Below are 13998 nucleotides of genomic sequence, written 5' to 3' on the forward strand. Positions count from 1 at the left end.
GCTCTTTTTTAGATTTACAATGGTTTGCCCTGAAGGGATTGACAACTTACCTTGGTGACATTCTAATGGCCCCATCCAGTCTGATGGTTTCCCCATTCAGCATTGGATTCGTTATGATGCTTTCCGTTAGTTTAGCGTACTCTTCGGGATACCCGAGCCTTGATGGGAATGGCACGGTTTTACCTAATGACGTCCTGGCTTCTTCAGGTAACGAATCGAACATCGGCGTATGGAATAGTCCGGGTGCAATCGATACGACACGTATCCCTTTGGTGGCAAGCTCCCTTGCGATTGGCAGCGTCATACCGACAATCCCTCCCTTGGAGGCACTATATGCCGCTTGTCCGATTTGTCCTTCAAAGGCAGCGACCGAAGCTGTATTGATGATGACTCCACGCTCCCCCTCTTGATTCGGTTCATTTTCGACCATTTTTTCCGCCGCAAGCCGGATTACGTTAAATGTACCGACCAAATTGATTTGCACAACCTTTGAGAACGCTTTCAATTCATGGATGCCTTTCCTGCCTATGACCTTCTCTGCAATGGCAATGCCTGCACAGTTGATGACAGCATTGATGCTACCGAATTTTTTTATTCCTGCTTCCAATGCTACCGACACGCTTTCTTCACTAGTTACATCCGTTTTAATAAACAGGACCGAATCTCCCAACTCCTGAGCCATTTTAGCGCCTTTCTCTTCCGAGAGGTCAAATATGACCGCTTTTCCACCTTTTTTAATGATGTTTCTTACTGTCGCTGCTCCCAGACCTGAAGCCCCGCCTGTCACAACTGCAATGGTTTCTTGAATTTCCAAATTCTCACCCCATTTGTTTCTAGAATATATATTCATCTTTCACTACCATCAAAACCTATTTTCAAGATTAATTTCACCGCTTGCCTGTTTTATCGTTCATTTTCAAGTCATGAAGGGTTTCGGTAAAGCCTTTGATTACCTGTTCGAAATCCTGCTTCAACCCATCCAGCTCTTTAATTCGTTCATTAATTTCTTTTAACTTCTGCCCTGCAGTATCAATCGTTTTTTCCAATTGCTTAATTCCTGTCCTATCCTTATCGAATAATAGGACTATTTCCTTTATTTCCACTAACGAAAAACCATACTTCTTACCGCGCATTATGATTTTGAGCTGTGCGTATTCTTTCTTTCCATAAACTCTTTTTCCCGTTTCGGTACGCTTTGGCCTAAGCATACCCAGTTCCTCATAATATCGGAGGGTCCTTGTCGTCAATCCGAATTCTTTTGCTAACTGAGAAATGGTGTACATGTTAAAACCACACTTTGCAAAGGGATTATTTACCTTTATTTTAACATTAACGTTAACGTAAACTTCAATGAAATATTCACAAAATTTATAATATATGGAACTATATGAAAGATTTAAATTGATATACTATGGGTATATTCTTTTATTGAAGGGAATGATTGATCAATGCTATGTTCAAAAATATTAGTTGCTTATGATGAATCTGAATTGGCCCTCAAGTCTTTGGAAAAAGCGATTGAATTAGCGAAGCTGGATCCCGCTATCGAAATCCAAGTGCTTCACGCTGTTACGCTGCCAATCAAGCCAAATATATATGGCAATGCTTTTCAGGAAATTGAACAATCCATGCTTAAGTATGGTAAGGAAGTAATTAAAAAAGCGGAAGCGCTTTTATCCGAAATCCCGAATGCATCCCAAACATTTGTAGTAGAGGGTTCAGCCATCACAACTTTATTGGAACATGCAAAATCCGAGAATTGTGACCTTATTATCATGGGGAGCCGCGGATTGAGCGGCTTCAAGGAATTCCTGGGCAGTGTGAGCCACTATATCGTTCAACATTCTCCAGTCCCTGTCTTGTTGGTCAAATAAAACTTACGGCAGATATGGCCAGCCCCTTCATAGGCTGGGTTCCCCTTTGGAATCCAGCTTATTCATGCGTGCATGAACTCCAAACTTTTCATGTTTTACAAACACTTCCGTTTACGGGTAAAATGAAACTAATTTCAAACGAGGATAACAGGTGACGCAATGGATATTAAACATTTGCAATACTTTATAGAGGTTGCCAATTTCAATAGCTTCACTCGGGCTGCCGATCATTTATTCATTACCCAGCCGACCATCAGCAAGATGATCAAAAACTTGGAAACCGAGCTAGGTGTTGAGCTTTTTGATCGTTCACGTAAGCAACTGATTTTGACCGATGCAGGCAGGGTTGTCTTGGAGCAGGCAAAATTGATAGATAAGGCCTTTCACAATTTAGAAACGGAAATGGACAATTTATTAGGTTTAAAAAAGGGACATATACGCATCGGGCTGCCGCCGATCATCGACGCTTCTTTCTTCCCCCGAATTCTTAGCCGTTTTCACCAGGACTATCCCAATATCACCTTTCAATTAGTAGAGGATGGTTCAAAGAAAATAGAAGAATCCGTCCAAAATGATTTAATTGATATAGGCGTAATAGTCCTGCCAACCAACAACGCCCTTTTTCACCATTTTGCTTTTTTGGAAGAAGACATCAACTTGATAATTCACCCCTCCCATCCCCATGCTTGTGGGGATGAAATTGATTTGGCCGACTTGCAAAATGAATCTTTCATCTTATTCAATAAAGATTACGTCCTTCGGGATCTCATCATTTCATCCTGTAATGAAGCTGGTTTTTCTCCGCATATCGTTACTGAAAGCTCACGCTGGGATTTTATTGAGGAAATGGTTTACTGTAAACTTGGCGTTGCTCTATTACCGGAAAGTTTATGTCGACATGATGAACGCGTAAAGACAATCAGGGTTAGAAACCCCTCCATTAGTTGGAATTTAGGATTCATATGGAGTAAAGACCATTACCTTTCATACGCTGCAAAAGAATGGCTGAAATATACTAGGGAAGCATTGTCCCATAAGTAGTGGATTATCCAGCATGATCGATGTAAGCACTATCATAGATTTGGGTTATGCACATGATAACATCTAACCATTTTACAATGCGTTACGGCGGGGGTAGACTAGTATGAGTAAAAAGCACGTTAAATACTGATGGATTCCATATGTTCTAAAAAGGAGATATTCATGATCACTTTATCTAATGTCGATGAGTTACAGGCATCAGAAGCAGCTCTGGGAAAAATTAAAAATTCATACCCCGAACTATTTAATAAACTGCTCCATGTCGTTGCCTTAACACGGGCTCTTCAATTTAAATATCAATTTATGGGCACGTTAATCATGGATGAAAATTCTAACGAATACACCCCTGAATTCGTTATGCCCTCCATTATCGAATTATATATAGAAGAAGTTCAAAAGTTAAAGGATGATCCGAATATCCAGGTATTACTTCAGACCTTCTCTCAAAGTAAAAGTATTGGATATGCCAAAATCAGTATGCTTGTGCTCGGTAAAAGCCCTGAATCGCTTTTAGGAGCTTCATGCATCAAATGAGGCCCCCTGATATGCCCCGAAAAAAAACCTCCCATAATGGAAGGTTTTTTTCTATACGTGTAATTAAAGTACTTTACTCAAAAAGGCTTTAGTTCTTTCCTGCTGGGGATTATTAAAAATCTCACTAGGAATATTTTCTTCAATAATATAACCTTCGTCCATGAAAATCACGCGATCTCCAACTTCTTTTGCAAACCCCATCTCATGGGTCACAACTACCATTGTCATGCCTTCCTTAGCCAGTTGCTTCATGACCTCAAGGACTTCACCGACCATTTCCGGATCCAGGGCGGAAGTGGGCTCATCGAATAGCATGATTTTGGGTTCCATCGCCAACGCCCTGGCAATTGCGACACGTTGCTTTTGTCCACCTGATAATGAATCCGGATATGCGTTCGCTTTCTCTGCAAGTCCCACTTTCTTAAGCAGTTCCATACCTCTTTGGGATGCCTGTTCTTTGGATATCTTGCGGACCTTTATAGGCGCCAGCATTATATTCTCAAGAACAGTCTTATGTGGAAATAAGTTAAAATGCTGAAATACCATGCCAACTTCCGTCCGTACTTTATTGATATTGACCTTCTTGTCTGTCGTATCAAGCCCTTCAATGAAAATATGGCCTCCCGTTATCGTTTCAAGTTGATTGATGCATCTGAGAAAAGTGGATTTACCCGACCCAGAAGGACCAATTACCACGACTACTTCCCGAGGGGAAACGATTGCATTGATATTTTTCAATACATCATTTTCACCAAATGACTTCTTTAGATTCTCCACCTTTATCATTCTGTTTTCAACCTTCTTTCGAGTCTATTTAATACGAAACTTAAAATGAGGGTCAGGAATAGATAGATGAAGGCACAAGCCAAGTATGGCTCCCACACTTTAAAGTACTGACTCCCCATCGCTTTCCCCCAATACATTAATTCCGGGGCAGCAATGACACAAAGCAGGGATGAATCCTTCAATAATACGATGAATTCATTTCCTAACGGAGGAATCATTCGTTTGAAAGCTTGAGGCAATACAACATGTATCATTGTTTGGGCATGGGTCATCCCCAATGAACGCGCCCCTTCCATTTGCCCTTTATCGATGGATTGAATGCCCGCCCGGAAAATTTCTGCGATATACGCGGCTGCATTTAACGATAAAGCAATGACACCGGCGGTTACTGCATTCGTTTCCCCGGTAAAAAAGGGCACGATTCCAAAATGAATTAAAAAGATTTGAACTAAAAGCGGTGTTCCGCGAAAGACCGTGACATAACCGTAAAATGGAAGGGCAAGCACTTTGTTTCTCATGATTTTCCCTAAACCGATCAATAACCCCAAAAAGGTTCCGATCAGGATGGAGGAAACCGAAAGCCCAATAGTAAGCAATGTCCCTTTTAATAAGAAAGGAGCATATTCAAAAATAATATCCCAGCGAAAACTCATTTCGTTCCCCTCCTAAAGACCAAAAAAACTGCGTAACTTCACACGTAAAGTTACGCAATCTTTTACTATCCATTTTTTTTATTGTTGTGCTTTCAACGTTTCAATATCTGGGTCAGTACCAAACCACTCTTTATAAATTTCTGAATATTTCCCATTTTCATAAATGGCATTCACCGCTTTATCGAATTCCGATTTCAATTCACTGCCTTTCGGGAACATAAGACCATAAAACTCCTCATTGAAACTATTGCTGTCTTCAACGACTTTCAGTTTTTGATCGGGGTTATTTTTCACATATTCTTCAACAACCGTATTATCAGCTACGACAGCCGATGCTCCGCCTTTCAGTAGTTCCTGAATGGCCAGGTTATTATTTTCGAATTTTTTGATATCCTTGTGATTCTTTCCAAGTAGCTTCTCTACCGCTTCCTGTCCTGTAGTACCGGTCTGAACGGCAATGACGTTCCCTTTCAATTCATCTCCAGATTTTATATCACTATCCTCAGGAACGAGAATTTTGTTTGTGGATAAGAAATACGGAACCGAGAAGTCATAAGATTGTTTTCTTTCGTCATTCACTGTAATCGCAGATATGGCGACATCCGCTCTCTTACCTTCGATTTCAACAAAAATCGGATCCCAACCAACACTTTCCAATTTAACTTCATATCCCGCTTCTTTTGCAACGGCATGGATGAAATCAACATCGAAGCCTACAATCTTATCGCCTTCAAGATATTCAAATGGAGCATAGTTGGCGTCAGTCACGATCCTGAGTGTTTTCCCATTGGACTCTTCTTCTTTACCAGTTGTCGAGACTTCCTTATCCTTCCCGCATCCTGTTACCAGTAACAAAGAAGCAACCATGGCAAACACTAAAAAAGAAACCTTTTTCAAAATAATCCCCTCTTCTCTCTCGTAAACTCTCTTTTTTAAAAAAACAGATAAATCTAACTTTAGAGAACATTCAGTATATTCTTTTAAGAATATTATACGTTTATTTGTTTTTTTATGCAATAAAAAGTCGATAAATAACTTTAGCAAAATAAAATTTTAATCAATTAACTTGGTAAATCAAAAACGCAACTATGCTCTAATGGGGAAAGATGCAGTCTTTTATCCTTTACTAGAATTAATGGATATTATATTGAAAACAGATAGTGCCACCGTTCAAAAGTTTTAATGTAACAAAAATAAGCAGCCGCCATATTTGTGGCCGCTGCTTAAGTGATTTTAAGGGACTTCCTTATTCCCCTCTTCAATATCCAACATATCCAACAGGAAGATGAAGATCGGTATTCCGATGATCAATCCCCATATTCCAAGGAAATGCTCGGAAAACAATAGGATGATGAAGGTGAAAAATGTTGGAAGATTCGTTTTTGCCGACATGAATTTCGGATTCAAAATATAGCTTTCAATTGCATGGATCACAACAATCATGATTAATACCGCAATCACTTTGGGCATGCCGCCGATACTATAGGCAATCATGCTAAGCGGGATGAGGGAGATGATGACCCCTGCAACCGGAATCAAACCCAGGAAGAAAATCATGATCCCTAGACCGAGCAACTGCGGGAAGCCAAGAATCCATAAGAAAGTGACGGATAGGACGGCATTCGTGATGGCTATCAAGAACTGGACCTCAATCACCTTTCCGAATGAATTGATGAATTTGACGCCAAAATGGCTTAAGTTTATAAAGAAAGATTTAAATTTGGCCCGCTTGAATTTAGAAGTGAAGCGAATGATTTTATCTTTTTCCAATAAGAAAAAAAGACTAAGCAACATGGAAATGAAAATTTGAAATGCCAGTTTACCGAAATCGGATATATAAAGATAGAGTGTATTCATCTGTGTTTGAAGATCGAGCGGAGATTTCAGCTCGTTCATTATATTAATGGCATATTGAATGACTCTGCTATCTGGTGGATGTTGAAAGAAGAAAACGATCTGTGTCACTAATTCCGTGAATTGTAGCGTAATGACCGGTAGATATTTATAAAGAACGATGGCTAAACAAGAAATGACGACTACATATAAAAAGCTTATAACAACCTTGGAATTGATATGCATCACTTTATTCAGCCGAATCATGATAATTTGCTCCAGCCTTCCCATCAGGAAAGTGAAAACAAATGTGAATAACACGATATTAACCATACTTCCGATGCTAATTAAAAAGAGGACCAACACAATTAATGTAATTAACCTTGAAAAACCTTCGCTTTGCAAATACTCTTTTACCACTTACCTATCTCCTAACTACCGTTCTGCCGTAATAATTCCTTTACCTTTCATTTTACACGGAATTGAGGAATTCTACTACAATTACCTTCCATTGACAACAAAATTATTTGAATGATCAGTAAAACCCATGAAGGAGACGTCATTAATATTTTTCTGGAAGATTCGATCTTTTACCCCAAGCCATTTCTGCATGAAAAAACATCTGCCAAATCGGCAGATGCCAGGCCTTGGACAAACTCAATGAAAATCGAGTATATCTTAGGTTCTTTATTGGTTTGTTCAATTTGGGCGTTGATTTATGCTCCAGGCACGCGCTTTTCCAAGCAGGAGTCTTTCACCTTTCCCCTTTTTGAAACTCATCATTTGCTAAATGGACAGATGCTAATCTTCATCCTTCACATCGATATCTTCTGGGATAGGCTCGTTATAATAATCCGCTAATTGCTTCTTATATTTCTCCATCTGTTCAAGATGCATATTAAACTGCTCTTTAAAAATCAAATGCTGCTCACCATCATGAACGGTGCGAATTTTATTTTGAATGATCAAATTTTCTATATAAGATTCCGGCATCGATAGATATTCCGCAGTCTCTTTTACTGTCAAGTACATGCCTTCACCCCTTTTCCTCTCTAACTATACTAGATATGGGGCATTATTTGAAGTGCCTGATTTTCATTGCATGGCAAGGAAAGTAGCGAAACTGTTCCAGGGTTTTGGCATGAAACCTCCGCAGCTTAATCGTTTTCAGCCAAGGGAACATTTTGGATAAAAAACTTACAATCACCCCCAAGTAGATGTAAGATAATGTTAAAGCAATATATCCATAGATTAAGAGGAGTGGACAAAAATGACCTTCTTTTATGTCATTCTTGCGGCAATTTTTGCTGTTTTCCTGGTCAATTTCGTTAAAGGGCTAAGTGAACCGGCAAAAATGGAACGCTATCAAAATGAATTCCGTAAATACCGTGAAGAAACTTTAGATATTCATGCAACGGAAATCGTTTCAGAAGCATTGATAGAAAAGCTTAATAAAGCACTGGATTTCGATTATATGGAAAAAGTCAATATTGAGTTCCGACTTCAGCATCCACGGGACTCACAGTTAAAGGTCAATCAGGCCTGGCGTGAATTGAAACGCTATTTGATTATGGCTGCAGTGTTTGGAAAAGTTGAAATGTTTAATTCAGCCATCGATGAGTTGTGGCATATCATGCTGAAATATAGACGGGAATATGATGAGTTTTGCCAGGCTTTCATCGGTAGGACCATTCAGCACCATCCTCATTCTGAACCCGTTTTCAAACCCGAAGAGCGCACTCTTTTTGACTTTTACTATGTTCAGCTATTTACGGTGGACACCCATTCCATTCAAAAGTGGGGAAAATTTTTCAAACATGATAAAGGGCTAAAGCTTCTCCGCGATTTTGAAACGTTGGAGCTGGAGCAGTTAAAAGGGAAATATATGCGGAAACCGACAAGTATACAAGCGGAACGGACCTTTGAAGCCTTCACTTCACAATTTAAAGAAAATCGCCCCATGACAGAATTGAATGGGCGGAAAACCTACGACCAGACGGACTACGCAGCTCCTGCCTATTTCACTTATGCAAGCACTGATGATTTTGACAGCGAATTTAAAGATATATTCGGGAATGAACCGAACACGGTTTCCTCCGGATCTGGCCATGTCGATCATGGTGGCCATCCCGGTTCCCATGACAGCAGTTCTGATTCGTCTTCCAGCTGTTCTTCATGCAGTTCTTGTTCGTCTTGAGCTTATCGCTTGGAGAAATCCAAGCGTTTTTGTATACACAAGCATTAGATGAACTTGATTGATCAAGCTTACGAAAATCCAGACCAGTTTTTGTCTTTGCAAATTGGGAAAACAGAAAAAATCAGTACAAGGTTTAACTGAAGATCGAGTGAAATTGATTCAAGAATAAAAACAATATAGAAATGTCCTTTCGCCATAATGTTTTGGAACTAATATAAATCAGTGGGAAATAGTGGCAAGTCGAAATTAATAAAATATAAGAAGAGAAAGAGAGCTTTTAAGTGCTCTCGGTTTACAGGCAAAAGGGGTTCGGAATTAATAAATTCCGAACCCCTTTGAATTTTCGTCCAAGGTTAAGAGCCTTGGTATCTGACGCATTCCATTTTCTTCTTCATTAATTCCACCGATTGAGCCAATTCTTGATCTTTTGTTTATTTTTCTCAAGAACCTCCTTAGAGGTCCTGTTGTCTTTTTGTTTTTTCCATTCAAAGAAAGATGCAATTGCGATAAGCAGCCCTCCGCCGATGATTAAATACAGCCACCATGGCATCTCGCCCCACATCGAATTGGTATTCATATAGACATTGAATAAAATGGTCCCAGTTCCAGCGATGAAATAGGATTTGTATTTCATCATGAACCCAAAGAGCATTGCTGCCAATGATACCGTGCCGATAATGAGGGCATCATATATGGTATTTCCCGCCATTGCATCAATGATCAGGGCTAAAAACAAGAGGATAACAATACCACTCTCGATATATTGTGTGATTTTTCCTTTAACAAAGATTTTCCTCAGCAGGGTGGTGCTGACAATGAACAGCGGCAATATATTAACCTCTTCCTCAAGTACAGGAGGTATCGTGAGCTGATCGGCTATGACCCAATACGGATATAGACTGAACAATATCGCTGCAGCCAATTGGGTCTTTCTTTCGATCTTGCCTGTCGTTGTGCTTCTCATCAAAATGAAATTGGCCGGAATCAGAAGCGCCACGAAGATTTCCAAAATGAAATGTGCTGGTCCGCGCGTCAAAACATCCATGTTCATGGCAAGAAGAAACAGCAGACCATAGACTCTGTAAAAATCCAATTGAAGTCCTGAGCTGCCTTTATCCAGCAAGCCTTTAAAGTATTTCCTGCTTAGCAGTACCATTATGGCCGTACACCCAAAAAGGACTGCCGTTCCAACGAAAGGCCGTAATGTGTCCGCGTAGATGGTGATGGTCCAATACGGATACAAACTGAGAATTCCTGTTAGCCAAACGTAGATGCCCTTTTCTTTTACATCCTTTGTGAAACTTTTAATCAAGATGAAGTAAACCGTGATCAAGAGCGAGACGAAAACCTGAAGTAACTGGCTTGATGTTTCAGTTACTGGGATTCCCCTATTCATGGCAAGTAAAAACAGCAGGCCATATATCCTGTAAGCATCGATGGTCATACCTGCTTCTTCCCTTTTGATTAAACCATCGAAATAACGCCGGCTTAAAAGCAGCATCGCTGACATACAGCCGAAAAGGAACAGCAATCCCATTACAACCGATAGGCTGTCGGCATAGCCGATGATGATCAGGAAGGGATACAGACTGACCAGTGCAGCAATATTGGAATAGATTATCCTTTCTAGCTTTTCCGCTGTCAGGCTCCTCAGGTAGATGAAATAGGCGGTTAGCAGCAGCGATACAATGACTTGTAGTAACTGATGTTTAGTATCATTAATAACCTCCGCATTCATATCGATCAAAAAGAATAAACCATAGATCCTGAAAGGATCAAAGCTGATGATGCCTGATCCGTTTTGCTTGAGTGAACCGCTGGAGAGCCTGCTCAGTAACAACATTCCTGCCATACAGCCAAAAAGAACAGCCAAACTCGGGACGGTTGGGAGTGTCTGGGCATAATTTATGATATTGATGAACGGGAAAAGGCCAATGATGGCCGCTATACCCGAGTAAATGCTTTTTTCTTTCTTATAGACCGTGAATCTTTCCATAAGAATGAAGTAGCTAGGCAACAGCAGGGAAACAAAAATCCCCAAAATCGCTGAAGCTGTATCGCTCATAAACACTTCCAGGTTCAGAGCACACAGATATAACAAGCCAAAAATCCGATAATGATCAATGACTTTCTCCGTTCCCTCTTGGTTGACCAATCCTTTGAAATGACGTCTGCTGGCCATCACCATCACTGCCATACATCCAAGCAATATGATAATCGCCATTACCAGTGGCAATGTATTTACATACATATTATAGAAGATGAACGCCAAGCTTAGAGGGACCGCAACATAGTTCCGCCAGTTCCTTTTCATGAGCAGATACCAGGCAAACACGAACTGTACAGTCATCACTCCCACCCAGACCCATTCCCTGTTAAGTGGAAAGTCCCGGATCGCCGTTTCCAAAATGGTTATGCTTATCCCTAAATGACTGAATGGAATAAGGTAATACTCCATGATGCCTTTCCAATACTTATTGGATAACCCCCAAAGAATGGTTATGAGTCCTGCCGTAATCATCATGCTTATTGATGTAATGAATCCTATTTGCTCCATGTTTACCACAAATAAATGGACCTGTAGGAAAAGGACTGAAAACCCTAGGTACGTAAAAACGTATTTTTCCCATTTCACATGCGCCCTTAAAGCACTCAAAATATAAATCGACAGTTGTGCAACATATAGTAACGGTGAACTATCCGTATGAATGATGAGCAAATAGCCAACGGGAATCGCAAGTAAATTGGCAAGGTGACTAGCGTAAAAGAAATACAGTTTCCCATTTTCCGAATATTTCCCAAGCCATTCTCCTAATAGGAAAAAGATAAGGGGGCCGAGCAACACGAACGCAATCCTCAACACCATTGAACCAAAATCAAAAACATCGTAGAGTGAAGCATATAAGCTGGCACTTGTAATCACGACTGGCACCCAGAATATGTGCTTCCGTTGAATATGGACGGACCAGCCGTTTATTGCAGTAGCTACGGCAATCACTCCGCTTGCCTCCAAAGGATTCAGTGGATCGAATGGAATCGATATCAAGGAAAGGAAGGAAAGAACCTGTCCGTTATATGAAAAAACTGGAAATAATTTATGGTATCTCTTTCTAAATGTGTAAGCTGCACTGATGGAAATCAGTGAAACACCCATTAAATAGATGCTGAGCGGGATATTTGAATGTACCCACCCTACGCTTTCCAGCAAATATGGATAGAAAGTAACCAAAGCAAGTACGAAAGTGATTGGAAATCCGTATATGGCGATTTCCTTCATATGCTTTGATTCGTCTTTTAAATAGGTAATGAAGAAAAGCCCCGAGATCATGGCGAGCTCTGCACTAACAGCAAGCCAATCCACTTCGCTCAATTTACTTGTCAGTATCACTAGCATGATCATTGGGGAGATAAGTAAGATACTCTTCTTAAACAGGCTGTACCTTGGGTGACGGTTATATAAATATACTCCAAGATATTGAATGACCTGAACAATAAATAACAGATTTAAAATGGTAGAAAAAGAGACTGGCAAGGCTAAGAAAAGATATAGGAACGCTAAGTCGAAAACAACAACAGCCGGGTACGTGAAGCTTGAATTTCCCGAATGAAGGGAAACATATGCAAGCTGGGCGGATACTAACATGAGCGCGATGAATATTTGCGCATAGTTATCCTGGTACACCATCGCGTTACTATATAAGAAAACGATCCCGCTCTCAATCAAACTGGTAATCATGAAGTTCTTCGAAAGCTTAGTCCTTTTTGCTTTAACCAGATATTTCGATAGCATGGTAAAAATGATTGGAACAAGTGCAAATGCAATGATCATGTACTCACTTATAAACGAGTTATAAACAAGATGGATATATCCATACGTGAAAACGGCGCTAAAAGCCATTTCATAATATTTTTTTTGGAATTTGACCGAAAAAATCAAAAACAAAACAGAAAAGACCATCAACGTTAGCGAATACACTAAGTTACTTGAAAATAACGTCAGGATCACAAAGGCTTCCACGATGAGCTTAAACTGGATGAATTGAAAAATGAATGGTTTGAATAACGTTAAGGCTTTTTGATTTTTCAATTGCTCCATATTCCATACTAGTATTAAATTAAGAATGCCAATCGCCAATAACATCCACTCGATAGTCGGCGTCACAAAAGCCAATCCGAAATAGCAGGTAATGCCAAACGTGAATATTGAAATGAAAATGAATATTTTCGACTTGAAGTAGTCAGCAATCTTATAATAAATGGCTAAGCAGAGTAATCCCCCAAGAAACCCCAGAAGCCCCCTCCCCCCACCATTAAGTGAAAGGTACTCTCCAAAAATCCGATAATATGAAGCTGATAAAATCGTAATCGGAATGAACAGCCCCGCTAGCGTCAGGAATGCAAAAGAAGTCTGTTCAATTTTCAGTTTCGAAGCGATGAAGGCCATCCCTGCAAAAATGACGGAAACCATTCCAATGAAGAAAACTTTCAGGACAGCATTCAGATCCCCCCATGAAGTGGTTGCTAAAATCAACCCGCCAAACAGAAGCAATATGACCCCAGTGAGCAGGATGACAGAAATATTCCGTTCCCTGATTTGTTCAGGTGTTTTCTTCGGCTTTGCCGGTTTTATCGGTTTCTCGCGCTTGATGGCCTGCTTTTGAATAACCGGTTTCCTGTCATTGATCTCCTTGACAGGTCCAAAGCTCTCCTCGAAACCGGATTCAATCGATGTATACTCGGCCTTCTTATCTTTCATTATCGGCTCATTCAACCCACTGGATTCCCGTAATTGGAATGAAGATTCTTCAATCAGGCTATCCCGCACCATCTTATCGGCACTTTCACCGATAGTCAATTCAGTTCCATGGGTGGATTTCTTCTTTTCTTCCTCTAAGCGCTTTTGTTTATGGAGGGCTAATTGGAAATGCCGATTGTATGCCCTGCTAATCCGAATATAGTCTGATTTAGGGATGAGCCGCCTTTCCCATAAAACATCCAGCTCTTCTTGGAAAATACGCTTCCTTCTTTCTAATGTCATTTCTTCGTTTGAAGAATCATTCATCCCAAGATTCCCCTTCCT

At 40.2% G+C, this 13998-nt stretch carries 12 protein-coding genes; 4 read left to right on the forward strand and 8 right to left on the reverse strand.

Annotation, left to right across the window (positions count from 1 at the left end; translation table 11 throughout):
• Positions 1–46: 46 nt before the first annotated feature.
• The gene (locus J7I90_RS20900; protein WP_214773582.1) at positions 47–814 is read right to left on the reverse strand and encodes a 3-hydroxyacyl-CoA dehydrogenase; all 768 of its coding nucleotides are present in this window, start codon (positions 812–814) and stop codon (positions 47–49) included.
• Positions 815–887: 73 nt separating this feature from the next.
• A complete protein-coding gene (locus J7I90_RS20905) occupies positions 888–1283 on the reverse strand; it encodes a MerR family transcriptional regulator (RefSeq protein ID WP_214773583.1) in 396 nt (131 codons plus the stop codon).
• Between the two features lie 165 nt (positions 1284–1448).
• On the opposite strand from J7I90_RS20905, the gene J7I90_RS20910 reads away from it, so the two are divergent.
• The 3 genes from J7I90_RS20910 (at position 1449) to J7I90_RS20920 (ending at position 3449) form a co-directional block, all read left to right on the forward strand.
• On the forward strand, positions 1449–1874 hold the full coding sequence (locus J7I90_RS20910) for a universal stress protein (protein ID WP_214773584.1): 426 nt from the start codon (positions 1449–1451) through the stop codon (positions 1872–1874).
• Between the two features lie 159 nt (positions 1875–2033).
• Positions 2034–2915 (forward strand): cidABC operon transcriptional activator CidR, encoded by an 882-nt coding sequence (cidR, locus tag J7I90_RS20915; RefSeq protein ID WP_214773585.1) that lies wholly within the window; start codon positions 2034–2036, stop codon positions 2913–2915.
• Between the two features lie 162 nt (positions 2916–3077).
• A complete protein-coding gene (locus tag J7I90_RS20920; protein ID WP_214773586.1) occupies positions 3078–3449 on the forward strand; it encodes a hypothetical protein in 372 nt (123 codons plus the stop codon).
• Positions 3450–3512: 63 nt separating this feature from the next.
• On the opposite strand, the gene J7I90_RS20925 is transcribed toward J7I90_RS20920, so the two are convergent.
• The 5 genes from J7I90_RS20925 to J7I90_RS20945 form a co-directional block, all read right to left on the reverse strand.
• Complete coding sequence (locus J7I90_RS20925) at positions 3513–4235, reverse strand: amino acid ABC transporter ATP-binding protein (protein ID WP_048685484.1); 723 nt, start codon at positions 4233–4235, stop codon at positions 3513–3515.
• A complete protein-coding gene (locus J7I90_RS20930) occupies positions 4232–4888 on the reverse strand; it encodes an amino acid ABC transporter permease (RefSeq protein WP_048685487.1) in 657 nt (218 codons plus the stop codon). Before J7I90_RS20930 ends, J7I90_RS20925 begins: the two co-directional genes overlap by 4 nt.
• 78 nt (positions 4889–4966) lie before the next feature.
• The gene (locus J7I90_RS20935) at positions 4967–5785 is read right to left on the reverse strand and encodes a basic amino acid ABC transporter substrate-binding protein (RefSeq protein WP_214773587.1); all 819 of its coding nucleotides are present in this window, start codon (positions 5783–5785) and stop codon (positions 4967–4969) included.
• A gap of 336 nt (positions 5786–6121) precedes the next feature.
• Entirely contained in the window at positions 6122–7141 is a 1020-nt protein-coding gene (locus J7I90_RS20940; protein ID WP_311315198.1) for an AI-2E family transporter, read from the reverse strand.
• A 381-nt stretch (positions 7142–7522) separates the two neighbouring features.
• Positions 7523–7753 (reverse strand): excisionase family DNA-binding protein, encoded by a 231-nt coding sequence (locus tag J7I90_RS20945; protein ID WP_214773588.1) that lies wholly within the window; start codon positions 7751–7753, stop codon positions 7523–7525.
• A 238-nt stretch (positions 7754–7991) separates the two neighbouring features.
• Between J7I90_RS20945 and J7I90_RS20950 the strand changes: the two genes are divergently transcribed.
• A complete protein-coding gene (locus J7I90_RS20950; RefSeq protein ID WP_214773589.1) occupies positions 7992–8918 on the forward strand; it encodes a glycine-rich domain-containing protein in 927 nt (308 codons plus the stop codon).
• A gap of 394 nt (positions 8919–9312) precedes the next feature.
• Here the strand turns inward: J7I90_RS20950 and J7I90_RS20955 are convergent, their stop codons facing one another.
• Entirely contained in the window at positions 9313–13980 is a 4668-nt protein-coding gene (locus J7I90_RS20955) for a hypothetical protein (RefSeq protein ID WP_214773590.1), read from the reverse strand.
• Between the last annotated feature and the right edge of the window lie 18 nt (positions 13981–13998).

Source organism: Bacillus sp. ISL-57, assembly GCF_018613135.1.
Lineage (GTDB): Bacteria > Bacillota > Bacilli > Bacillales > DSM-1321 > Peribacillus > Peribacillus frigoritolerans.